Source organism: Pseudomonas costantinii (assembly GCF_001870435.1).
GTDB classification, from domain to species: domain Bacteria; phylum Pseudomonadota; class Gammaproteobacteria; order Pseudomonadales; family Pseudomonadaceae; genus Aquipseudomonas; species Aquipseudomonas costantinii.
This window is the reverse complement of the sequence record NZ_MDDR01000025.1, coordinates 110729-133876: the sequence shown is the minus strand read 5'-3', so window position 1 is coordinate 133876 and position 23148 is coordinate 110729. Positions and strand designations below refer to the sequence as shown.

Below are 23148 nucleotides of genomic sequence, written 5' to 3'. Positions count from 1 at the left end.
CTCTAATGAGCGATCAGTAATATTGGTTTTTCTTATACAGCTTAGCCCGTGAGAATGGCCAGCATTGCTTCTCTCTTTAAAAGGAATCCTCACATGGCTGGCGAAACCGCCCTGGCAACCCTGCTGCGCAGCATGAGCCCGCATCTGAATGACGGCGATTATGTGTTCTGCACCCTGCCCGACAACCGCATCCCGCCAGGTTGCGAGGTGATCGGAAGCTTTCGCGAACAGGAAGGGCTGACGCTGATTGTCGAGCGCCAACAGGCAGAACAGGCAGGATTGGCCTTCGAGTACATCGCCGCGTGGATCACCCTGAATGTGCATTCAGCCCTCGAAGCCGTAGGCCTGACCGCCGCGTTCGCCGGCGCGCTGGGCAAAGCTGGCATCAGTTGCAACGTGATTGCCGGCTATTACCACGACCATCTGTTTGTCGGCCGTACCGATGCCGAGCGCGCAATGGGCGTACTGCGGCAACTGGCAGCGGACACGGAGTAATTCCTATGTGGCAGAGCTATGTGAACGGGCTATTGGTGGCCCTCGGCCTGATCATGGCGATCGGCACCCAGAATGCTTTTGTGCTGGCGCAAAGCCTGCGCCGTGAACATCACCTGCCCGTCGCGGCACTGTGTGTTGTGTGCGATGCATTGCTGGTGGCTGCCGGGGTATTTGGCCTCGCGACGGTATTGGCGCAAAACCCGCTGTTGCTGGCGATTGCCCGCTGGGGCGGCGCGGCTTTCCTGTTGTGGTACGGCACCCTGGCGCTGCGTCGGGCGTTTTCGAAACAAAGCCTGGAGCAAGGAGGAAACCTCAAGGTGCGCTCATTGCGGGTCGTGATGCTCAGTGCCCTGGCGGTGACACTGCTTAATCCCCATGTGTATCTGGATACGGTGCTGCTGATTGGCTCATTGGGCGCCCAACAAACTGAACCGGGTGCCTATGTGGCCGGTGCCGCCAGTGCGTCGTTCCTGTGGTTTGCCACCCTGGCGCTCGGGGCGGCGTGGCTGGCACCCTGGCTGGCACGCCCCGCCACCTGGCGGCTGTTGGACCTTTTAGTCGCCGCGATGATGTTCAGCGTGGCCTATCAATTGATCAGCGCTTGACGAATATTCCAAAACGCTCTGGAACCTCTATTCCACACAGTTGTTGCGTGGTTTTGCCGCACCCCCGGTGCTATGATCCAGCCCCTGCGCCGCAAAGAGTACAAACTCCCCGGCGCTTGTTTGGCCGCCCGTGATCGGCCTTGCGCTCACCGCAACTGACCTGATTAGGAGAATCATCATGGCTTTCGAATTGCCGCCGCTGCCCTACGCACACGATGCCCTGCAGCCGCACATTTCCAAGGAAACCTTGGAATTCCACCACGACAAGCACCACAACACCTATGTCGTGAACCTGAACAACCTGGTGCCAGGCACCGAGTTCGAAGGCAAGACCCTGGAAGAGATCGTCAAATCTTCTTCGGGCGGCATCTTCAACAACGCCGCTCAGGTCTGGAACCACACCTTCTACTGGAACTGCCTGGCGCCAAACGCCGGCGGTCAACCTACCGGCGCGCTGGCTGAAGCCATCAACGCAGCCTTCGGTTCGTTCGACAAGTTCAAGGAAGAATTCACCAAGACGTCCGTCGGCACCTTCGGTTCCGGTTGGGGCTGGCTGGTGAAAAAGGCTGACGGTTCCCTGGCCCTGGCCAGCACCATCGGCGCCGGCAACCCGCTGACCAACGGCGACACCCCGCTGCTGACCTGCGACGTCTGGGAACACGCTTACTACATCGACTACCGCAACGTGCGTCCAAAGTATGTGGAAGCGTTCTGGAACCTGGTCAACTGGAAGTTCGTGGCTGAGCAGTTCGAAGGCAAGACCTTCACTGCCTAAGCAACGCTTGCAGTAAAAAGAGCCCGGCTATTTTGCCGGGTTTTTTTATGGGCGCTGATTACGTCATTGGAACTCAGTGCGCAGATCGTGCCACGTAGTCAGTGTGAGGAATTCGCCTCTCGTACCTGTCGGAGAAATTACTATGTCCATTGGCGCACTAGCTTCAGCACTCCCTATGGTTGGCGACCTGGCCAAAGCAGCCTTGCCCGTTGCTGGCGAGGCCCTCAAAGCCGTCACCGAGATCGCCAAAACGATCGGTCAATTGGTCCAGGCGCAATCGGGCGGTAAAGGGGGGGACGCGGGTCAAAACAAAATCGCCCATGAAGATACCCATAACCACAACAAGCCCGTGGATTTTGCAAACGGCAACGCGGCCAGCAGCAACGTGAATATCAATTTCTCGTAACACCCGTGCCCGCGCAGTTGACCAAGGCAGGCGGATATACATCCGCCTGACCCCTACCCGCCTCAAGTTCCTCGTCAAACCCGCCGATGCCCTAATGTTCCTTTGACTGCCATCACGAGATTGCCAATACTCATGGCATATTGAGGCTACCCGCATGGAACAAGGAATGACCCTTTGAAGCTGGAACTCAGGAACAGCTTGTCGGTGAAGTTGCTACGGGTTGTGCTGCTGTCGGCATTGATCGTGGGCGTGGCGTTGAGCGCAGCGCAAATCGTTTTCGATGCCTACAAGACGCGCCAGGCCGTGGCAGGCGATGCCCAGCGTATTCTCGACATGTTTCGCGACCCCTCGACCCAGGCCGTCTACAGCTTGGACCGCGAGATGGGCATGCAGGTGATCGAAGGCCTGTTTCAGGACGATGCCGTGCGCATGGCATCCATTGGCCATCCCAACGAAACCATGCTTGCGGAAAAAACCCGTGCGTTGCAGCAATCGCCTACCCGCTGGCTGACCGACCTGATTCTTGGCCAGGAGCGCACCTTCACCACCTCATTAGTCGGCAAAGGCCCCTACAGCGAGTATTACGGCGACCTGAGCATCACCCTGGACACCGCCAACTACGGCAAAGGTTTTCTTGTCAGCTCGGTAATCATCTTTATTTCCGGCGTGCTGCGCGCCCTGGCCATGGGTCTTGTGTTGTACCTGGTCTATCACTGGCTGCTGACCAAACCGCTGTCGCGGATTATCGAGCACCTGACCTCGATCAACCCGGATCGGCCCAGCGAGCACAAAATTCCCCAGCTCAAAGGGCACGAACGCAACGAACTGGGGCTGTGGATCAACACCGCCAACCAATTGCTCGAATCCATCGAACGCAACACCCATTTGCGTCACGAAGCAGAATCCAGCCTGCTGCGTATGGCCCAGTATGATTTCCTCACGGGCTTGCCGAATCGTCAGAAGTTGCAGGAACAGCTGGACAAGATCCTGATCGACGCCGGTCGTCGGCAACGCCGAGTCGCGGTGTTGTGCGTGGGGCTGGATGACTTCAAAAGCGTCAACGAACAGTTCACTTACCAAGCCGGCGACAAATTGCTGCTGGCCCTGGCTGATCGCTTGCGCGCCCACAGCGGCCGTCTCGGCACCCTCGCGCGCCTGGGCGGCGACCAATTCGCGCTGGTGCAGGCCGATATCGACCAACCTTACGAAGCCGCCGAACTGGCGCAAAGCATCCTGGATGACCTGGAGGCCGAATTCGCTCTCGACCAGGATCAGATCCGCCTGCGCGCGACCATCGGCATCACCCTGTTCCCGGAAGACGGCGACAGCACCGAGAAGTTGCTGCAAAAATCCGAACAGACCATGACCCTGGCCAAAAGCCGCTCGCGCAACCGCTATCAGTTCTATATCGCCAGCGTCGACAGTGAAATGCGTCGGCGTCGCGAGCTGGAAAAAGACCTGCGCGATGCCCTGAGCCGTGAACAGTTCCACTTGGTGTATCAACCGCAGATCAGCTACCGCGACCACCGCGTGGTCGGCGTGGAAGCGCTGATCCGCTGGCAACACCCGGAACACGGCCTGGTGCCGCCGGACTTGTTCATCCCGTTGGCGGAACAAAACGGCACCATTATCCCGATTGGCGAATGGGTGCTGGACCAGGCCTGCCGACAATTGCGCGAATGGCATGACCTGGGCTTCACCACGCTGCGCATGGCGGTCAATCTGTCCACCGTGCAGTTGCACCACACCGAGTTGCCACGGGTGATCAACAACCTGATGCAGATCTACCGCCTGCCGCCGCGTAGCCTTGAGCTTGAAGTCACCGAGACCGGCCTGATGGAAGACATCAGCACCGCCGCCCAGCACTTGCTGAGCCTGCGTCGTTCCGGTGCGTTGATCGCCATTGATGACTTCGGCACCGGCTATTCGTCCTTGAGCTATCTGAAAAGCCTGCCGCTGGACAAAATCAAGATCGACAAGAGTTTCGTCCAGGACCTGCTGGATGACGACGACGATGCAACCATCGTGCGCGCCATCATCCAATTGGGCAAAAGCCTGGGCATGCAGGTGATCGCCGAGGGCGTGGAAACCGCCGAGCAGGAGGCCTACATCATTTCTGAGGGCTGCCACGAGGGCCAGGGCTACCACTACAGCAAACCGCTGCAAGCTCGGGAGTTGGCGGCTTTCTTGAAACATGCCGAGCGTAATAACGCGGCGATTCTCTGAAATAACCAAACGATACTAAATATTTCCCACGTATAACCCTTTACACAAAATGCAAATCTTTCGCATTATGTCGCAGTTTTTGCGCTCCCCCGCGCGCCCTCTCAACAACCGAAGCAGGATGTTCGCCATGATTCGTATGCCCCTGGCCACCGCCAGTCTGCTGGCCATTGCCATTTCTCTCGCCGGTTGCGGCGAAGGTAAAGACAAGGCCGCCGCGCCTCAAGCGCCGACCCCGACGGCCAGCACTACCGCTCCAGCGGCAGCCGCCGGCCAGGTTGATGAGGCTGCTGCCAAGGCCGTGGTCGCGCATTACGCTGACATGGTGTTCGCGGTGTACAGCGATGCCGAATCTACGGCGAAAACCCTGCAGACTGCGATCGACACCTTCCTCGCCAACCCGAACGATCAAACCTTGAAAGCGGCCCGTACCGCCTGGGTCGCCGCTCGCGTACCGTACCTGCAGAGCGAAGTGTTCCGTTTCGGTAACACCATCATCGACGACTGGGAAGGCCAAGTGAACGCCTGGCCTTTGGACGAAGGCCTGATCGACTACGTCGACAAATCCTACGAGCACGCGCTGGGTAACCCAGGCGCCAACGCCAATATCATCGCCAACACCCAGATCCAGGTCGGCGAAGACAAGGTCGACGTCAAAGACATCACCCCGGAAAAACTCGCCAGCCTCAATGAGCTGGGCGGTTCCGAAGCGAACGTCGCCACCGGCTACCACGCCATTGAATTCCTGCTGTGGGGCCAAGACCTCAATGGCACCGGCCCAGGCGCGGGCAACCGCCCGGCTTCGGACTACATGACCGGTGACGGTGCTACCGGTGGCCACAACGAGCGCCGCCGCACTTACCTGCGCGCCGTGACCCAATTGCTGGTCAGCGACCTGGAAGAAATGGTCGGCAACTGGAAACCCAACGTCGAAGACAACTACCGCGCCACCCTGGAGGCAGAACCTGCCACCGACGGTCTGCGTAAGATGTTGTTCGGCATGGGCAGCCTGTCCCTGGGTGAACTGGCCGGTGAGCGTATGAAAGTTTCCCTGGAGGCCAACTCGCCGGAAGACGAGCAGGATTGCTTCAGCGACAACACCCACAACTCGCACTTCTACGATGCCAAGGGTATTCGTAACGTTTATCTGGGTGAGTACACCCGTGTTGACGGCAACAAGATGACTGGCGCCAGCTTGTCCTCGTTGGTGGCCAAAGTTGATCCGGCTGCCGACTCGGCGCTGAAGGCTGACCTGGCGTCGACTGAAGCGAAGATCCAGGTCATGGTTGATCACGCCAACAACGGTGAGCACTACGACCAGTTGATCGCCGCCGGTAACGACAAGGGCAATCAGATCGTGCGTGACGCAATCGCTGCGTTGGTTAAGCAGACGGGGTCGATTGAGGCGGCTGCGGGTAAGTTGGGGATCAGTGATTTGAACCCGGATAATGCTGATCACGAGTTTTGATCTAGTGTTGTGTTGAATGAGGCGGCCTTTGGGTCGCCTTTTTTTATGGGGGCTTTTGGGTACATATCCGTTGCTGCGGTCACGGCCGCGTATGGTTCCGCCCTTACGGCGGCTCACTTTTGAACAGCGCAAAAGTAAGCAAAACGCTCTTGCCCCACCACTCGGCACCTCGCTGTGGCTCGGTGTGCCCGCACTCCGGCACGGCTGCGCGGGTCGCCGCGATGGGCCATCCCTGGCCCAGCGCGGCTAAACCGGCATCCTTGCCGGTTTACCCGCTCCACCGTGCCTACTTGCGGCCAGCGTGGTTAATGGGGCGCCTAAGATCAAGATCAAAAAGATCAAAAGCAGAGCACGGCGGCCTGAAAGCCAACCTGAGTGGTGTAGATCAAAAGCGATCGGAATGTGGGAGTTCCATACATCAGGGAAACTGCAATCTGCCCTGCTTCTGATCTGGCTTTTGATCCACACCACTCAGGTCGGCTTTCAGGCCGCCGTGCTTTTGCTTTTGATCTTGATCTCAGGCGCCCCATTAACCACGCTGGCCGCACGCAGGCTTGAATCCGTGGGTGACCCGGCAGGACGCCGGGTTAGCCGCGCTGGGCCAAGGATGGCCCATCGCGGCGGCCCACGGATTCAAGCCTGCGTGCGGGCACACCGAGCCTAGGCGAGGTGCCGAGTGGTGGGGCAAGAGCCCTTTTGGTTACTTTTGGGACTCTTTTCCAAAAGTGACCCGCCGTAAGGGCGGAACCAATAGAGGCCGTGACCGCAGCAACGGATATACACACAGAACAGCCCGCAAGGTTTACACCCCCCCCACCGCAGGTAGAATGGCGCCTCATTAGCCTACCACCCGAGCAAATTTCATGGCGTTGCCGACCCTACGCATCATCGGTTTCATCATCGGCATCTTCCTGATCACCCTCGCGATCGCCATGGTCATCCCGATGGCCACCCTGGTGATCTTCGAACGCACCAGCGACCTGCCCTCGTTCCTGTGGGCCAGCATGATCACCTTTATCGCAGGCCTGGCCCTGGTCATCCCCGGCCGCCCCGAACACGTACACCTACGCCCCCGCGACATGTACCTGCTGACGGTCAGCAGTTGGCTGGTGGTGTGCATCTTCGCCGCGCTGCCCTTTTTGCTGACCCAGCACATCAGCTACACCGACTCTTTTTTCGAAAGCATGTCCGGCATCACCGCCACCGGGTCAACCGTATTGAGCGGCCTGGACAGCATGTCCCCCGGCATTCTGATGTGGCGCTCGCTCCTGCACTGGCTCGGCGGCATCGGCTTTATCGGCATGGCGGTGGCGATCCTGCCGCTGCTGCGCATTGGTGGCATGCGCCTGTTCCAGACCGAGTCCTCAGACCGCTCGGAAAAGGTCATGCCGCGCTCACACATGGTGGCGCGGCTGATTGTGGCGACATATGTGGGTATCACCATCCTGGGTAGCCTGGCGTTCTGGTGGGCCGGGATGGGCCTGTTCGATGCGATCAACCACGCAATGTCAGCGATTTCCACGGGTGGCTTTTCCACCTCGGATGAATCCCTGGCCCACTGGAAACAACCGGCGGTGCACTGGGTGGCGGTAGTGGTGATGATTCTCGGCAGCTTGCCGTTCACCCTGTATGTGGCGACGTTACGCGGCAACCGTCGGGCATTGATCAAGGATCAGCAGGTGCAAGGCTTACTCGGCTTGCTGATCGTGACCTGGCTGGTACTCGGCACCTGGTATTGGTGGACCACCGATTTGCACTGGCTGGACGCGCTGCGCCATGTGGCAGTGAACGTCACATCAGTGGTAACCACCACCGGTTTTGCGCTGGGGGACTACAGCATCTGGGGCAACTTCTCACTGATGTTGTTCTTCTACCTGGGTTTTGTCGGCGGCTGCTCGGGCTCGACGGCCGGCGGAATCAAGATCTTCCGCTTCCAGGTCGCCTATATCCTGCTCAAGGCCAACTTGAACCAGCTGATTCACCCACGGGCAGTGATCAAGCAAAAGTACAACGGCCATCGCCTCGACGAGGAGATCGTGCGGTCGATTCTGACCTTCTCGTTTTTCTTCGCCATCACCATCTGCGCCATCGCCCTGGCCCTGTCGTTGCTGGGGCTGGACTGGATGACTGCTCTGACCGGCGCCGCCAGTACCGTGTCCGGCGTCGGCCCGGGCCTGGGCGAAACCATTGGCCCAGCCGGTAACTTCGCCAGCCTGCCGGATGCGGCCAAGTGGATCTTGTCGTTCGGCATGCTGTTGGGTCGCCTGGAAATCATCACAGTCTTTGTTCTGTGCATTCCTGCGTTTTGGCGTCACTGACCGTCGAGGCTTCCAGCAACCGCGTCCGGTATTCGCCGGGCGTGGCATCGAACCAGCGGCGAAACGCGCGGAAGAAATTACTCGGGTCGGCAAAACCCAACAGATAGGCAATTTCCAGCAGGGTCATGCTCGGCTGCGCCAGGTATTGCTCGGCGAGTTCGCGGCGCGTGTCGTCGAGCAGGGTCTGGAAGCTGGTGCCTTCCTCCTGTAACCGCCGCTGTAAGGTGCGCTGGGACAGGTGCAGGGTCTGGGCCACCACTTCGCGCTTGGGCTCGCCCTGGGGCAACAGACGGCATAACACCTGTCGCGCCTTGTGGGTCACGCGGCTTTCAGAAAAACGCGCCAGGTACTCGCCGGCAAATCGATCGTGTAACAACGCCATGGCCTCATTGGCCGTGGGCAGCGGCGCTTCCATGTCGGCCCGTTCAAAAATCAGTGCGTCATAGGGCGCGTTAAATTCCAGCGGCGCATGAAACGCCTGCTTGTAGGGCGCCAGGTCCGCCGGTTGGTCGCCCTGCACCAGCACTTTGCGCGGTTGCAGGGTGCGGCCGGTCAGCCAGCCGCACAACGCCAGCGCACTGGCCAACGAAGCTTCGGCGCTTTGCCGGGTCGGCGGCAGGTGATCGCCGTGCACCGTCAGAATCAGCGCATAGCCTTCAGGTAATAGTCGGAAACTCAAGTCGGCGCTTTCGGCGATGATCCGTTGGTAGCGCACCAGGCGCATGAAACCTTCGGCCAGCGTATTGCTGGACATCAGCGCATAACCGGCCACATGAAACGACGCAGGGCGCACCACCTTGCCCATGTTCAGGCCAATCGCCGGGTTGCCCGACAACTCCACTGCCCGCTGCCACAACCGGGTCATGGAGTCTTGCGGAAAACGCGCATCGGGGTCACTGAGGGCTGCGTAGTCCAGGCCCAGTTGCTTGAACAAGGCACGGCAGTCCAGGCCGTCCATTTCCAACGCCTTGACTATCCCCATCGCCCAGCTTGCAGAAGTTGTTCGTTCGCTCATGGCGTCTTCTTAAAAAAGCAGGCTTAAACGGCAGCCAGGAAGCCAAGGATACTAAAGTGGCATCTATTGTCACTGGCTGTTACCACTGATCACTCTAGACTCAAATAAGCTCCCCGCCGAACATCTGTTGGGCGGCCTAACAATCAAAGGGCCAGCCACCGTGGAAAATATCAGGCAATTCAACAGCTTCGCCGATTTCTACCCGTACTACCTGAGTGAGCACGGCAACAGCACTTGCCGACGCCTGCACTTTATCGGCACCACGCTGGTGATTGGCATTCTGGCCTATGCCATCGGCAGAGGTTCATTGGGCCTGCTGCTGGCCTTGCCGATCGCCGGTTACAGCTTTGCCTGGGTTGGCCACTTCTTCTTCGAAAAGAACCGCCCGGCGACCTTTCAGCACCCGTTCTACAGCTTGCTGGGGGACTTTGTGATGTACCGCGACATGATCCTTGGCAAGGTGCCGTTCTAAGGGTGTGACCTCATGTCACTTGCGTTTAAACGATGAAAATTCGTACATCCGCCGAGATTAAAATCTTTTTGTCATTTTCAGTGCTGTATCCTGCCAAGGCTTTTTGAGAGCGCGGAATCACCTGCGATTGAAAAAACAGACCTTGCGAGGAGCGACGACGATGCACGAGATACCTAATCTCCCCTTCCCAAGCCTGCACCCAACTGAGCAGCCAACACCGCAGCAGGCCGGCAACGAGCAGCCTGAGGCCAAAGAAGCAAAACCAGTCGACAGCGAAAGCCAGGACTGACGCCGTACCAGACTGTGTGGAAAGCGCACCTTTGAGCGCTTTCCACACTGCCTGAATCACCTGAGATACCCGCCATGACCGATACCCTCCCCAACACCCCGGATGCTGCTGTACTCGACGCTGCCTTGCAGATGGTCGACGTCTGGAACCGCCTCAGCGCGGACAAACAAGCCGTGCTGCTCAAGCGCTTCGGCACCCAGGAAAATGCCCTGGCTGCGCTGGTAACCACGCAACTGCTGGCCCCTGCCCAACCTTGATGTCTTTTTGATCTGACGTTTTTGATTTTTTGCCGCCCTGCCCGACCAAAGCGCCGGTATTATTAGCAGCCTATCTTTTACTGCTGCGACAGTGGACCTCTCCCATGCCAGAAACCCAGCGCCCCATGGCGGTCACGCTGCAAGTTGTTTCCATCGTCTTGTTCACCTTTATCGGCTACCTGAATATCGGCATTCCCCTGGCCGTGCTGCCGGGCTATGTCCACAGTCAGTTGGGCTATGGCGCAGTCATCGCAGGCCTGGTGATCAGCGTGCAATACCTGGCCACTTTGCTAAGCCGCCCCTATGCCGGAAAAATCATCGATAACCTGGGCAGCAAGCGTGCGGTGCTGATCGGCTTGGTGGGCTGTGGCCTGAGTGGCGTGTTCATGTTGCTGGCCGCGTGGTTTTCAAGCCTGCCGGCCATCAGCCTCGGCAGCTTGCTGATCGGCCGACTGGTGTTGGGCAGCGCCGAAAGCCTGGTGGGCTCGGGTGCCATTGGCTGGGGCATCGGCCGCGTTGGCGCGGCGAATACGGCCAAAGTCATCTCGTGGAACGGTATCGCCAGTTACGGCGCACTGGCCGTCGGCGCACCGCTTGGGGTGCTGCTGGTCAGTTATTTCGGGCTGTGGAGCATGGGCGTCAGCATCATCCTGCTGGCGATCCTGGGCTTGCTATTGGCCTGGAACAAGGAAGCAGCACCCATTGTTGCCGGAGTGCGCCTACCTTTCATGAATGTGTTGGGCCGAGTGCTGCCCCACGGCTGTGCGCTGGCGTTGGGCTCGATCGGCTTTGGCACCATCGCCACCTTTATCACCCTGTATTACACCACCCAACATTGGGATAACGCGGTGTGGGCCTTGAGCCTGTTCGGTGCCAGCTTTATCGGCGCGCGCCTGCTGTTCGGCAACTTGATCAACCGTATCGGCGGCTTTCGCGTGGCGATTGCCTGCCTGTCGGTGGAAATCCTTGGCCTGCTGTTGCTGTGGCTGGCACCGGATGCCCACTTGGCATTGGCCGGTGCGGCATTGAGCGGGTTCGGCTTTTCCCTGGTGTTTCCGGCGCTGGGGGTGGAGGCGGTCAACCTGGTGCCGGCCTCCAGCCGTGGTTCGGCGGTGGGGGCTTACTCGCTGTTTATCGACTTATCGTTGGGGATCACCGGCCCGCTGGCTGGGGCTGTGGCGGCAGGCTTCGGCTTTGCGTCGATCTTCCTGTTCGCCGCCCTCGCAGCCGCAGGTGGCTTGCTGCTAAGTGTGTACCTGTACCGGCAAGCGCCCAAGGCCCGTGAAGCCCGCGACGCCTAGAAATCCACTTTGCCGCGCCCGGCTTTAATGCTGCCGCGCTTGGTCTTGGATTCCAACCGGCGCTTTTTCGAACCCAATGTGGGTTTGGTCGGGCGGCGCTTTTTCTCGACCTTGGTGGCGCTGAGGATCAATTCCACCAGGCGTTCCAGCGCATCGGCACGGTTCTGTTCCTGGGTTCGATATTGCTGGGCCTTGAGCACCAGCACGCCTTCGCTGGTGATCCGGCTGTCACGCAGCGCCAGTAACCGCTCCTTGTAAAACTCCGGCAATGACGATGCCGGAATGTCAAAACGCAGGTGCACCGCACTCGACACCTTGTTGACGTTCTGCCCGCCGGCGCCCTGGGCGCGAATGGCGGTCAGCTCGATCTCGGCATCAGGCAAGTGCACGTTGTTGGAAATTACCAGCATGACTCAAAAACCTTAAGCAACGGACAAGCCCAACTCGGATAACAACATCGACGCCTGGGCTTTGGAAATCACGGCGCCTTTGAACAGTTTGGCATCATTGAGGCGAAACCCGCTCAAATCCGCGCCGCGCAGGTCGGCACCGGCGAAATTGGCGCCATTGATGCGGGCGTGGGCGAGGCTGCAGTCGATCAGTTCAGCCTTGCGAAAGTCGGCATCCGACAGGTCGCTGTCGGAGAAATCCAGGTTATTCAGCACTGTTCGGGCAAACGACAGCCCGGATAAAAAGGCGCTGTTGAGCCGGGTTTCGTTGAAGCTCAGGCCCAGGGACGCACAATGGGTGAAGTTGGCGCCGGTCAGCTTGCAGTGCTCAAAGTTGGCCTGGGACAGCTTGCTACGCTGCCAACGGGTGTTGTTCAGATCGCAACTGTCGAACTGCGCTTCCAGTAGGTTCGCCGCCTCGAAGACCGCGTGGCCGGCCCGGCAACTTTTCCACTGACTGCCTTCCAGACGCGAGCCGAGGAAAGACGTCTGGGCCAAAATGCAGCGTTCGAACACCCAGTGATCCAGCACCATCCGTGACAGATCGGCCCCACTCAAGTCAACGCCCATCAGGCGCAAGGGCCCGCTGTGCTGGTCGATCAGGTCTTCCAAGTCGTCACGCTGAAAGATGCCACCGTCGATATCGGTGTGCTGCATGAGGCCTCCCGGCAAGAGTCGATTGAAACGAGGCGCGAGTCTAACCTGCCCGCGCCCACAAAAAACCCGGCAAGGCGCCGGGTTTTCTATATTACGGGAGGCAGCTTACTTCAACGCCGCACTCGCAGTGGTCAGCGCCGCTTCGGCACTGCGCTTGTTCTTGATCCAGTAGCACACCGCCATAAACGCCACCCACACCGGGATCGCGTACACCGACACCTGAATCCCCGGAATCATCAGCATGATCACCAGGATAAACGCCACGAACGCCAGGCAGATGTAGTTGCCATACGGGTACCACAGCGCCTTGAACAGCGGCACCTGGCCGGTGCGGTTCATGTGTTGGCGGAACTTGAAGTGGGAGAAGCTGATCATCGCCCAGTTGATCACCAGCGTGGCAACCACCAGCGACATCAGCAGTTCCAGCGCGTGTTGCGGGATCAGGTAGTTCATCAGCACCGCCACCAGAGTGACGGCCGCCGAAGCAAGGATCGAACGCACCGGCACACCGCGCTTGTCGATCTTGGCCAGGGCCTTGGGCGCATCGCCCTGCTCGGCCATGCCCAGCAGCATGCGGCTGTTGCAGTACGTGCCGCTGTTGTACACCGACAGCGCAGCGGTCAGCACCACGAAGTTAAGGATGTGCGCGGCCGTGTTGCTGCCCAGCATCGAGAACACCTGCACAAACGGGCTGCCGCTATAGGCATCGCCGGACGCGTTGAGAGTCGCCAGCAGGCTGTCCCACGGTGTCAGCGACAACAGCACCACGAGTGCACCGATGTAGAAAATCAGGATGCGGTAGATCACCTGGTTGATCGCCTTCGGGATCACAGTGCGCGGCTGGTCAGCTTCGGCAGCGGTAAAGCCGAGCATTTCCAGGCCGCCGAAGGAGAACATGATGATCGCCATGGCCATCACCAAACCGCCCACACCATGGGGGAAAAAGCCGCCGTGCTCCCACAGGTTGCTGACCGAAGCTTGCGGGCCGCCGCTGCCGCTCACCAGCATATAGCTGCCCAGAGCGATCATGCCGACGATAGCCACCACTTTGATAATGGCAAACCAGAATTCGGCTTCACCAAACACTTTGACGTTGGCCAGGTTGATCAGGTTGATCAGCACGAAGAACGCCGCCGCCGAAACCCAGGTCGGGATCTCCGGCCACCAGTAGTGCACGTACTTGCCGACGGCCGTCAGCTCCGACATACCCACCAGGATGTACAGAATCCAGCAGTTCCAGCCCGACAGAAAGCCGGCGAAACCGCCCCAGTACTTGTGGGCAAAGTGGCTGAAGGAGCCGGCGACCGGCTCTTCGACGATCATTTCGCCGAGTTGGCGCATGATCATGAAGGCGATAAAGCCGCAGATGGCATAGCCCAGGATCATCGACGGGCCGGCGGATTTGAGCACCCCGGCCGAGCCCAGGAACAGGCCGGTGCCGATGGCGCCACCGAGGGCGATCAACTGGATGTGCCGATTTTTCAGGCCGCGTTTCAGCTCGCCTGAAGAGGAATGGGGTCCACTCATGAAAAGGGTCTCACGCAAGGTTTGATGATGTTGAATGCACGTTGCTGCCGTGAATCTCGACTCAAGCAGCGCCGCTCAAACCCCAGCGCAGGCACCAGGAGTACAGCGTCTTTCTAACGGTCATGCGTCACCTGTTTGTTTTTATCTGTGACGAAATCGAACCCGTCTGGCTCGTGGCCAGGCGGAGTGATCAGGGGGGATAAACCCTGAGGTCTTGGCCTTTTGCGTGGGTACGCAAGGGGGGTCACAGTAAAACGCGGCGCATTGTACACCGCTCAACAGCTTCGGGCCGCCCTCGGGATGCGCCCGTGACAATCTGTCAGGCATTCCTTACAGCGTGATACCCCTCAATAATGCCGCGCTTTTTCCGTAAATTAATCGTTACAAGGCGGAAAATAAGCGTTACAGCCGGACATAGTCCGTCAGTAAACGGAAAAATGTCAGTAGGAAATTTCCGACGAATTACCCTCACCAATACTTTGTTTTTTCTGGATAAAAAGAACGGCGAAAAAACAGAACAAAAAATCCAAATGAGACCGTGTCAATAAATATTTTGCATTCCGAAACACACTCTCCTAGGTTCTCTCACTTGCCCAGCGAAGCCCGCTGGCAAGCCGTTCTCAAACAACGTCCTCTAGGAGATACACCATGCAAGCACTGGAAAACGACCTGGAAACCGAACTGCAACTCGACGATTGGTTTGAAGCGCCGACCCATGAGGCCGCCGTTGAAATGATGCAAGCCGATGCCGTTGTGCCCTTTGGCACCGCGATGTGGCCTTTCTAGAAACCGGCAGGCATCCGGCAGGTGCTGTGCACGGCACCTGCCCCCTTACCCAAGGCACAGAAGGACACCCGTCATGGACAAGGCCCGCGCCGTCGAACACTTCCTCTACTACCTTGCTCACCACCCGGCCCTCAACGGCCTGAGCCGCCCGACCGTGCTGCTGGGCCATACCGAGCGCTACGACGCCATCGCCCAGGCGATCACACACGGCAGCGCCGCCCGTTTCAACTTCCAGGTGCAGCGTCTGGACCTGGCTGCCAGCGAGGCCCTCACAGAGGCCATCCGCACCTGCGACCTGTACCTGTTTCTCTACGACTCCTCGACATTGCCCAACCCACGCGCCGAAGGCCCGGACTTTATCCGCGCCCTGCAAGGCGTGATGGCCGAGCACTGGAAGAAATCCCTGCTGTTCAAGGATTATGGCGACTATTTCTACGACACCTTCAGCGTCGAACCGCAGCGCATTGCCGACCTCAACGCCACGCTGATCCGGCGTATGTCCCAGGCCAACGTGCTGAGCTTTACCGACAAGCACGGCTCACGCCTTGAGACGCCGATGAGCAGCATCAAGAAGTGGACCAACATCAATGGTGTCGGCAACCACGACCTGGCCCCCGGCGAGATCGCCACCCACAGCGAGGCCATCAACGGCCAGGTGAGGTTTGTCGGCACCTTTCTCAGCACCATCCCCTTCGCACGTAAATATGGCGTGCTGCAATCACCGTTGGAGCTGTGGATCGAGAACTCGACCATCTGCAGCGTCGCCAGTGACGTGCCGGGGCTCGCGGATGACTTCAACAAATACTTGAATGCCAACCCATCGAACCGGCGTGTGGAGGAATTGGGGATTGGTACCAACGAAGGGGTCAAGGACCTGTATGCGCGCAATGCAGGCTTCGAGGAGCGCCATTGCGGACTGCACTTGGGCCTGGGCGGCGGGCAGAAAGGCAGCCATCACCTGGACTTGATCTTTGCCAGCGGAGTGTTGGCGCTGGATGACAAGCCGGTGTTTGACGGGACATTTGCGTTCTGACCTCATGAACGCTGGAGATACAACGGTGGGAGCTGGCTTGCCAGCTCCCACCGTTGATTGGGTTACCAAATTCCAGGTCTAAAAAAAACGCCAACCCTAGGGTTGGCGTTTTTTTATGCAGCGACTAAATCACTGCGGCTTCTTGCGACCAAAACCAGGACGCTGGCCGGAACCGGCCGGTGCGCCACGGCGCTTGCCCGACGGCTCGTCCGCGACCAGTTTCGGGCCAGGACGCTTGTTCGCCGCCGGCTTGGCTGGGCGCTTGGTGCTGGCGTTGTCAGCTGGGCGATCCGCTTCACCACGGTTGCTGCGACCACCCGCCGGGGCTGGACGCGGCGTGCGTGGGGCACGATCACCTTCCTGACGCGATGGCGCGGTTGGGCGACGCTCACCTTCGATCTGCGGCTCGCGGGAGATACGACCACCGGTAGCCGGTGCATTCAGCGCTGGGCGCAGCGTGCGGGCAACACGTTCGGTGCGGGCCACAGGGCGCGACGATTTACGCTGCATACGCTCAAGCTTGTCTTTGCTCTTGGCGTTCATCTGCGGCATGGCGACTGGCGTCAGGCCAACTTCGGCGCTGAGGATGTCGACTTCGTATTGGCTCATTTCGCGCCAGCGGCCCATCGGCAGGTCGGAGTTCAAGAACACCGGACCGAAACGCACGCGCTTCAGGCGGCTGACCACCAGGCCCTGGGATTCCCACAGGCGACGTACTTCACGGTTACGGCCTTCCATCACCACGCAGTGGTACCAGTGGTTGAAGCCTTCACCGCCGGGAGCTTGCTTGATGTCGGTGAACTTGGCCGGGCCGTCTTCAAGAACTACGCCGGCTTTCAGGCGTTCGATCATCTCGTCATCGACTTCACCACGAACACGTACCGCGTATTCACGGTCCATCTCGTAGGACGGGTGCATCAGGCGGTTAGCCAACTCACCGTCGGTGGTGAACATCAGCAAGCCGGTGGTGTTGATGTCGAGACGGCCGATGTTGATCCAGCGGCCCTCTTTCGGCTTTGGCATCTTGTCGAACACGGTCGGACGGCCTTCCGGGTCGTCACGGGTGCAGATTTCACCATCAGGCTTGTTGTACATGATGACGCGGCGCACCGATTCGGCGGCCTCTTCACGCTTGATGACCTTGCCATCAATGGTGATTGCGTCATGCAGGTCGACGCGCTGGCCGAGGGTAGCCTCGACGCCGTTGACCTTGATGCGCTTCTGGGTGATCCAGGCTTCGACGTCGCGGCGCGAGCCCACGCCGATACGTGCCAGCACCTTTTGCAGTTTTTCGCCTGCTGGGCCGATTTCCTGGCTGTCGTTCTGGTCTTTGTCGTTCATCTTAAGCACCTCCCGGTGGGTCGATTCAGGCGTGGCCTGAGGAGTGTTGAAAGCGGGGCTTTGGGCGAATACGTCGCCAAAGGGTCGCGAATCATACGCGCATAGCGCACGTTGCGCATCAGAGACTAGTCGATAAGCACCAAGTCATTAATTTTTCCGCCGACCGGTGGTGCCCAGGGCCAGCAATCGCTGCTCAGCGCCCACAGGGGTTCGGCGTCAATCTTCGAACTGGCGGCGCTCGTTTTCGATGGCTTCGGCCAGTGCGCGGGCTTCGGCCTCTTCGTCGCTCAGTGGTGGTTGTTCAAGGGCGGCGACGGCAGCCAGGAGTTTCTCGCGAGCTTCAGCAACGCCGAGGATGTCTTCCTCGGGTTCCGGCTCAGGCTCCGTCTCGACTTCAGGCTCAGGCTCATCATTCACCTGGCTTTCAGGCTCAACGGCGCCATCGCGCAGCAAATCGTCAAAATCGGTCTTGATGCCCTGCTCCATATCGTCCAGTTCCAGCAGCAAGGTGTGGAAACTGGTTTCGTCCTTCGGCTCTTCCGGCTCGGCACTGGCGTCAGCCAGTTCCTGCAAGCTGGCGGGCACCGGCGCATCGTCAAAGTCCAGCACAGGGTCCGGCTCCATCTCGCGCAGTTCAGCAAGCGGCGGCAGGTCGTCGAGGTTTTTCAGGTTGAAGTGGTCGAGGAACACTTTGGTGGTGGCGAACATCGCCGGTTTACCCGGCACGTCGCGGTAGCCGACGATGCGGATCCACTCGCGCTCCAGCAGGGTCTTGACGATATGGCTGTTGACCGCCACACCGCGTACGTCCTCGATCTCGCCCCGGGTAATCGGCTGGCGATAGGCAATCAGCGCCATGGTTTCGAGCATTGCCCGGGAGTAACGCTGCGGGCGCTCTTCCCACAAACGGCCGACCCACGGGGAAAATTTCTCACGAATCTGCAGGCGATAACCCGACGCCACTTCGCGCAGTTCAAAGGCACGGCCGTCGCAGGACTTGCGCAGGATCTCCAGCGCCTTCTTGAACACCGGCGGCTCCGGGCGCTCGGCCTCTTCGAAAAGTTCGAACAGGCGCTCCAACGATTGCGGTTTACCCGAGGCCAGTAGAAAGGCCTCCAGCAGCGGGGCCAGTTCGCGGGGTTCAGTCAAATTCATCGATTCAGCTCTTTATTCGGCTCGCGCCCGCACGTGGATAGCCGCAAAAGGCTCATTCTGGACCAGCTCGACCAAGGACTCCTTGACCAGCTCTAAGATCGCCATAAAGGTCACCACCACCCCCAGGCGCCCTTCCTCTTTGGTAAACAGCTCGACAAACGGCACAAACCCGCCGCCCTTGAGGCGTTCGAGCACATCACTCATGCGCTCGCGGGTGGACAGGGCCTCGCGGCTGACCTGGTGGCTTTCAAACATGTCGCCACGGCGCAATACCTCGGCCATGGACATCAACAATTCTTCCAGGCTCACGTCCGGCAACAGCTTGCGCGCCCGGGCTTCCGGGGCGTCGAGTTTGGGGACTACCACATCCCGACCGACGCGGCTCAAGCCGTCAATGCCTTCGGCGGCAGCCTTGAAGCGTTCGTACTCTTGCAGGCGGCGGATCAATTCGGCGCGCGGGTCGTCTTCTTCGGCTTCGATCGTCTCCGAGCGCGGCAACAGCATGCGCGACTTGATCTCGGCGAGCATGGCGGCCATCACCAGGTACTCGGCAGCCAGTTCCAGACGCACCGACTGCATCAACTCGACATAGCCCATGTACTGACGGGTGATTTCCGCCACCGGGATATCGAGGATGTTGATGTTCTGCTTGCGGATCAGGTACAGCAGCAAGTCCAGCGGGCCTTCGAAGGCTTCAAGGAAGACTTCCAGAGCGTCAGGCGGAATGTACAAATCCAGCGGCATTTCCAGCACGGCCTGGCCATAGACCATTGCAAATGGCAGTTCCTGCTGAGCGCCCGCCTGGCTGTCGACGGTTTCCACGACCGACATTCAGGCCTCAACCATAAAGGGCGTCGGGTCGCCGCAGCCAACACGCACCACTTCCGGCTCGCCGTCGGCCAGGTTGATCACGGTGGACGCTTTATTGCCGCCGTAGCCGCCATCGATGATCAGGTCCACCTGCTTTTCCAGCAATTGGCGCATTTCGTACGGGTCGTAAAGCGGCTCGGTTTCACCGGGCAAAATCAACGACACGCTCATCAACGGCTCACCCAACTCAGCCAGCAGCGCCAGGGCGATGGGGTGCTCCGGCACGCGCAGGCCGATGGTGCGCTTCTTCGGGTGCAGTAACAGGCGCGGCACTTCGCGGGTGGCATTGAGAATAAAGGTGTACGGCCCCGGCGTGTGGGCCTTGAGCAGGCGGAAAGTGCCAGTGTCGACTTTGGCGAACAGCCCGAGTTGGGACAGGTCGCTGCAGATCAGCGCGAAATTGTGCTTGTCGTCCAACTGGCGCAAGCGTCTGACCCGCTCGACCGCGCCCTTGTCGCCGATCTGGCAACCGATGGCGTAGGACGAATCAGTCGGATAGATCACCACCCCGCCGGCGCGGATGATCTCCACCGCCTGTTTGATCAGGCGCGCTTGAGGGTTTTCCGGATGAATCTGGAAGAATTGACTCACGTGTTCTACCTGTTCAGACGGCGGCAGTAATGGGGTCATGCTTGAATCGCCCCCACAAAAGCGGCAGGTCTTCCGGGACCTGGCGATACTCGCCAATCTCGGACCAGCCGCCTGGGCCATGAAAATCACTGCCGGCACTGACCAGCAGACCAAATTCGCGGGCAAGAATCGCCAGGCTCCCCACCTGCTCGGCAGGTTGATGCCCGTTGACCACTTCGATTGCGTGCCCGCCCGCTCCAATATAGTCGGCAATCAGCTTGCGGCGCTTGCTGCGGGTGAAATCGTAATGCCAGGGATGCGCCAGGCTGACCCAGGCCCCGGAAGCCCGCAGGGTCTCGACGGTATCTTCCAGGGTCGGCCAGTGTTGCTTGACGTCGCCCAACTTGCCGGCGCCCAGCCACTTACGAAAGGCTTCGGCGCGGTCCTTGACAAAACCTTCACGCACCATCCAATCGGCAAAATGCGGCCGGGCCGGTGCATTGCCGCTATCGCCCAACTCCTGCTGGATGGCGCGGGCGCCGTCGAGGGCGTTGGGCATACCTTTAAGGCTGAGTTTTCGGCTTATTTCTTCGGACCGCAACCAGCGGCCATCGTGCAATTTAGCGATGGCCTCCACCAGTGGCAGAGCTTTTTGGTCGAAACCGTAACCCAGCACATGAATGGTCGCGCCGCCCCAGGTGCAGGACAATTCCACGCCATTGACCAGTTGCATACCGAGGGCATGGGCCGCTGTGCGGGCCTCATCGAGGCCTTCGAGGGTGTCGTGGTCGGTCAACGCCAGGACTCGCACGCCTTTTTCAAACGCACGCGCAACCAGTACCGCGGGCGCCAGGGCGCCGTCGGAGGCCGTGCTGTGGCAGTGCAAATCAACATTCACGGGAGTGTGTAACCTCAAGTCAGCTGGCGCTTTCGCTACCAAGGATGTTTGTTATTATGCCGCCACATCCAGCTTCTGGCTCTTACTGTGAAACAATTCATCGACTTCATCCCGCTGTTGCTGTTTTTCATCGTTTATAAACTCGACCCCAGGGTCATCGACGTCGCCGGCCATGAGCTGACGGTTGGGGGTATCTACAGCGCCACCGCCGTGTTGATCATCAGCTCCCTCGTGGTCTACGGCGCCATCTTCATCTCCCAGCGCAAACTGGAAAAAAGCCAATGGCTGACCCTGATCGCCTGCCTGGTCTTCGGCAGCCTGACCCTGGCCTTCCACAGCGAAACCTTCCTTAAGTGGAAAGCCCCGGTAGTGAACTGGCTGTTCGCCCTGGCATTTATCGGCAGCCACTTCATCGGTGATCGCCTGCTGATCAAGCGGATCATGGGCCACGCGCTGACCCTGCCGGAACCGGTGTGGACACGCTTGAACATCGCCTGGATCGTGTTTTTCCTGTTCTGCGGTGCCGCCAACCTGTTTGTGGCCTTCACTTTCCAGAACTACTGGGTCGATTTCAAAGTCTTCGGCAGCCTGGGCATGACCGTACTGTTCCTGGTCGCTCAAGGCATCTACCTGTCGCGCCACATGCATGACACCGACCCTACTACGCCGAAAACCGAGGATTGACATGCTCTACGCCATCATTGCCACCGACGTCGCCAACTCGCTGGAGAAACGCCTGAGCGTTCGCCCGGCCCACGTTGAACGCCTGAAACAGCTGCAAGCCGAAGGCCGCATCGTGCTGGCGGGCCCGCACCCGGCGGTCGACAGCAATGACCCGGGCGACGCCGGTTTCACCGGTAGCCTGATCGTCGCAGAGTTCGCCTCCCTGGCCGATGCCCAAGCCTGGGCCAAGGCTGATCCGTATGTGGCGGCAGGCGTCTACGCTGATGTTGTGATCAAGCCGTTCAAGCAAGTCCTGCCTTGACTCAAGTTGCGTCGAACCTATTCGGTTCGGCGCACTCCTAATCCCTCATTATTCTCGGTAACCTGCCGACAACGTTCTGAATATTCGTGTGGAATCAGGAGTTCCGATGCGCTTACGTCAGTTGTGTCTGTTGGCAGTGTTAACGATCGGGGCTACGGCCCACGCTGAAGAACCCTCGAACACCGGCAGTTCCACGCCCCTGTCCTTGAGTGCCGGCAGCCAGATCACCGAGCTGCAGCAACGCTTGAAAGAAAGCGAGCGGCAGCGTGAAGAACTGAGCAAGCAACTGCAAACCGCAGATGCTGCCCGCGAAAGCACCCAACTAAATCGCTTGCGCCAAGAGAACCAACGCTTGGCCCAGCAACTCAAAGAGACACAGGGTGGTACCTTGACCCGGTGGCTGACCGAGCAACAGCAATGGTTTGTCACCGGTGGGGCCGTCGCACTGATCGCCTTGCTGAGCGGGATCTTCGCCAGCGGTGGGCACCGTCGCCGTCGACAATGGCTAAATTGAGTGAGTCATGAGCGAGCTGTTACTAATAGATGATGACCAGGAGCTCTGTGAGCTGCTGACCAGTTGGCTAAGCCAGGAAGGTTTCCAGGTGCGTGCCTGCCACGACGGCTTGAGCGCGCGTAAAGCCTTGGCCGACGCCGCCCCTGCGGCGGTGGTGCTCGACGTGATGCTGCCCGACGGCAGTGGCCTGGAGCTGCTCAAGCAACTGCGCAGCGACCACCCGGAGTTGCCGGTGCTGATGTTGTCGGCCCGCGGCGAGCCGCTGGACCGTATCCTCGGCCTCGAACTGGGCGCCGACGACTACCTGGCCAAACCTTGCGACCCGCGCGAGCTCACCGCCCGCCTGCGTGCCGTACTGCGCCGCAGTCACCCAGCCGCAGTGTCGACACAAATGGAGCTGGGCGACCTGTGCTTCAGCCCGGTGCGCGGCGTGGTCAGCATCAATGAGCAGGAATTTACCCTCACCGTGTCCGAAAGCCGCCTGCTGGAAGCCTTGCTGCGCCAGCCCGGCGAACCGCTGGACAAGCAGGAACTGGCGCAGATCGCTCTGGGCCGCAAGCTGACACTTTACGATCGCAGCCTGGACATGCACGTCAGCAACCTGCGCAAAAAAATCGGCCCACACCCGGATGGCCGACCACGGATCGTGGCATTGCGCAGCCGAGGCTACTACTACAGCCTCTAACCTGTAGGAGCTGGCAAGCCAGCTCCTAGATTTGATCTGATCAGCCTTCAACGT

At 59.6% G+C, this 23148-nt stretch carries 26 protein-coding genes; 16 read left to right on the top strand and 10 right to left on the bottom strand.

The window, feature by feature from the left end; all coding sequences use genetic code 11:
* Positions 1-93: 93 nt before the first annotated feature.
* From BFL40_RS13205 to BFL40_RS13175, 7 genes are all read left to right on the top strand, one after another.
* Entirely contained in the window at positions 94-495 is a 402-nt protein-coding gene (locus BFL40_RS13205) for an ACT domain-containing protein (RefSeq protein ID WP_071484406.1), read from the top strand.
* Positions 496-500: 5 nt separating this feature from the next.
* On the top strand, positions 501-1100 hold the full coding sequence (locus BFL40_RS13200; protein WP_071484405.1) for a LysE/ArgO family amino acid transporter: 600 nt from the start codon (positions 501-503) through the stop codon (positions 1098-1100).
* 178 nt (positions 1101-1278) lie between these two features.
* On the top strand, positions 1279-1875 hold the full coding sequence (locus tag BFL40_RS13195) for a superoxide dismutase (protein ID WP_016975406.1): 597 nt from the start codon (positions 1279-1281) through the stop codon (positions 1873-1875).
* Between the two features lie 142 nt (positions 1876-2017).
* Positions 2018-2281, top strand: coding sequence for a hypothetical protein (locus BFL40_RS13190; protein WP_235864689.1), 264 nt, complete (start codon positions 2018-2020; stop codon positions 2279-2281).
* A 174-nt stretch (positions 2282-2455) separates the two neighbouring features.
* On the top strand, positions 2456-4507 hold the full coding sequence (locus BFL40_RS13185; protein WP_071484403.1) for a putative bifunctional diguanylate cyclase/phosphodiesterase: 2052 nt from the start codon (positions 2456-2458) through the stop codon (positions 4505-4507).
* Between the two features lie 127 nt (positions 4508-4634).
* On the top strand, positions 4635-5972 hold the full coding sequence (locus BFL40_RS13180) for an imelysin family protein (RefSeq protein ID WP_071484402.1): 1338 nt from the start codon (positions 4635-4637) through the stop codon (positions 5970-5972).
* Positions 5973-6835: 863 nt separating this feature from the next.
* Positions 6836-8290, top strand: coding sequence for a TrkH family potassium uptake protein (locus BFL40_RS13175; RefSeq protein WP_071484401.1), 1455 nt, complete (start codon positions 6836-6838; stop codon positions 8288-8290).
* On the opposite strand, the gene BFL40_RS13170 is transcribed toward BFL40_RS13175, so the two are convergent.
* On the bottom strand, positions 8247-9305 hold the full coding sequence (locus tag BFL40_RS13170; protein WP_071484400.1) for an AraC family transcriptional regulator: 1059 nt from the start codon (positions 9303-9305) through the stop codon (positions 8247-8249). The two genes, BFL40_RS13175 and BFL40_RS13170, sit on opposite strands and share 44 nt — an antisense overlap.
* 160 nt (positions 9306-9465) lie before the next feature.
* Between BFL40_RS13170 and BFL40_RS13165 the strand changes: the two genes are divergently transcribed.
* Positions 9466-9777 carry an Mpo1-like protein gene (locus BFL40_RS13165; protein WP_071484399.1) on the top strand — a complete coding sequence of 104 codons (312 nt, stop codon included), beginning with the start codon at positions 9466-9468 and terminating at the stop codon, positions 9775-9777.
* A 25-nt stretch (positions 9778-9802) separates the two neighbouring features.
* Here BFL40_RS13165 and BFL40_RS34100 read toward each other — a convergent pair whose 3' ends face one another.
* On the bottom strand, positions 9803-10126 hold the full coding sequence (locus BFL40_RS34100) for a hypothetical protein (RefSeq protein WP_071484398.1): 324 nt from the start codon (positions 10124-10126) through the stop codon (positions 9803-9805).
* A gap of 14 nt (positions 10127-10140) precedes the next feature.
* Here BFL40_RS34100 and BFL40_RS13155 point away from each other — a divergent pair, with 14 nt between their 5' ends.
* Both BFL40_RS13155 and BFL40_RS13150 read left to right on the top strand, forming a co-directional pair.
* Positions 10141-10323, top strand: a complete 183-nt coding sequence (locus tag BFL40_RS13155; RefSeq protein WP_071484397.1) for a hypothetical protein — start codon at positions 10141-10143, stop codon at positions 10321-10323.
* 104 nt (positions 10324-10427) lie between these two features.
* A complete protein-coding gene (locus BFL40_RS13150) occupies positions 10428-11624 on the top strand; it encodes an MFS transporter (RefSeq protein ID WP_071484396.1) in 1197 nt (398 codons plus the stop codon).
* Here BFL40_RS13150 and arfB read toward each other — a convergent pair.
* The 3 genes from arfB to BFL40_RS13135 all read right to left on the bottom strand — a co-directional run bounded on the left by arfB (position 11621) and on the right by BFL40_RS13135 (position 14257).
* Positions 11621-12034 (bottom strand): alternative ribosome rescue aminoacyl-tRNA hydrolase ArfB, encoded by a 414-nt coding sequence (gene arfB, locus BFL40_RS13145; RefSeq protein WP_016975416.1) that lies wholly within the window; start codon positions 12032-12034, stop codon positions 11621-11623. The genes BFL40_RS13150 and arfB overlap by 4 nt on opposite strands.
* A gap of 12 nt (positions 12035-12046) precedes the next feature.
* Positions 12047-12730 carry a pentapeptide repeat-containing protein gene (locus tag BFL40_RS13140; protein WP_071484395.1) on the bottom strand — a complete coding sequence of 228 codons (684 nt, stop codon included), beginning with the start codon at positions 12728-12730 and terminating at the stop codon, positions 12047-12049.
* A gap of 105 nt (positions 12731-12835) precedes the next feature.
* The gene (locus BFL40_RS13135; protein ID WP_071484394.1) at positions 12836-14257 is read right to left on the bottom strand and encodes an amino acid permease; all 1422 of its coding nucleotides are present in this window, start codon (positions 14255-14257) and stop codon (positions 12836-12838) included.
* A gap of 648 nt (positions 14258-14905) precedes the next feature.
* Here BFL40_RS13135 and BFL40_RS34095 point away from each other — a divergent pair.
* Both BFL40_RS34095 and BFL40_RS13130 read left to right on the top strand, forming a co-directional pair.
* Positions 14906-15043 (top strand): hypothetical protein, encoded by a 138-nt coding sequence (locus BFL40_RS34095; RefSeq protein WP_003175756.1) that lies wholly within the window; start codon positions 14906-14908, stop codon positions 15041-15043.
* 73 nt (positions 15044-15116) lie between these two features.
* Complete coding sequence (locus tag BFL40_RS13130) at positions 15117-16076, top strand: CgnE/CgnB domain-containing protein (RefSeq protein ID WP_071484393.1); 960 nt, start codon at positions 15117-15119, stop codon at positions 16074-16076.
* A gap of 129 nt (positions 16077-16205) precedes the next feature.
* Here BFL40_RS13130 and rluB read toward each other — a convergent pair whose 3' ends face one another.
* The 5 genes from rluB to BFL40_RS13105 all read right to left on the bottom strand — a co-directional run bounded on the left by rluB (position 16206) and on the right by BFL40_RS13105 (position 20910).
* Positions 16206-17417 (bottom strand): 23S rRNA pseudouridine(2605) synthase RluB, encoded by a 1212-nt coding sequence (gene rluB / locus BFL40_RS13125; protein ID WP_071484392.1) that lies wholly within the window; start codon positions 17415-17417, stop codon positions 16206-16208.
* Between the two features lie 216 nt (positions 17418-17633).
* The gene (gene scpB, locus BFL40_RS13120) at positions 17634-18572 is read right to left on the bottom strand and encodes an SMC-Scp complex subunit ScpB (RefSeq protein ID WP_071484391.1); all 939 of its coding nucleotides are present in this window, start codon (positions 18570-18572) and stop codon (positions 17634-17636) included.
* A 12-nt stretch (positions 18573-18584) separates the two neighbouring features.
* Positions 18585-19403, bottom strand: coding sequence for a segregation and condensation protein A (locus BFL40_RS13115; protein WP_071484390.1), 819 nt, complete (start codon positions 19401-19403; stop codon positions 18585-18587).
* Positions 19404-20033, bottom strand: coding sequence for an L-threonylcarbamoyladenylate synthase (locus BFL40_RS13110; protein WP_016973230.1), 630 nt, complete (start codon positions 20031-20033; stop codon positions 19404-19406).
* Positions 20034-20046: 13 nt separating this feature from the next.
* The gene (locus BFL40_RS13105) at positions 20047-20910 is read right to left on the bottom strand and encodes a PHP domain-containing protein (protein ID WP_071484389.1); all 864 of its coding nucleotides are present in this window, start codon (positions 20908-20910) and stop codon (positions 20047-20049) included.
* A gap of 87 nt (positions 20911-20997) precedes the next feature.
* Here BFL40_RS13105 and BFL40_RS13100 point away from each other — a divergent pair, with 87 nt between their 5' ends.
* The 4 genes from BFL40_RS13100 to BFL40_RS13085 all read left to right on the top strand — a co-directional run bounded on the left by BFL40_RS13100 (position 20998) and on the right by BFL40_RS13085 (position 23094).
* Positions 20998-21594, top strand: a complete 597-nt coding sequence (locus tag BFL40_RS13100; RefSeq protein WP_071484388.1) for a septation protein A — start codon at positions 20998-21000, stop codon at positions 21592-21594.
* Position 21595: 1 nt separating this feature from the next.
* A complete protein-coding gene (locus tag BFL40_RS13095) occupies positions 21596-21895 on the top strand; it encodes a YciI family protein (RefSeq protein ID WP_015885584.1) in 300 nt (99 codons plus the stop codon).
* Between the two features lie 106 nt (positions 21896-22001).
* Entirely contained in the window at positions 22002-22409 is a 408-nt protein-coding gene (locus BFL40_RS13090; protein WP_071484387.1) for an SH3 domain-containing protein, read from the top strand.
* A 7-nt stretch (positions 22410-22416) separates the two neighbouring features.
* Positions 22417-23094, top strand: coding sequence for a response regulator transcription factor (locus tag BFL40_RS13085; protein WP_071484386.1), 678 nt, complete (start codon positions 22417-22419; stop codon positions 23092-23094).
* Positions 23095-23148 lie beyond the last annotated feature (54 nt).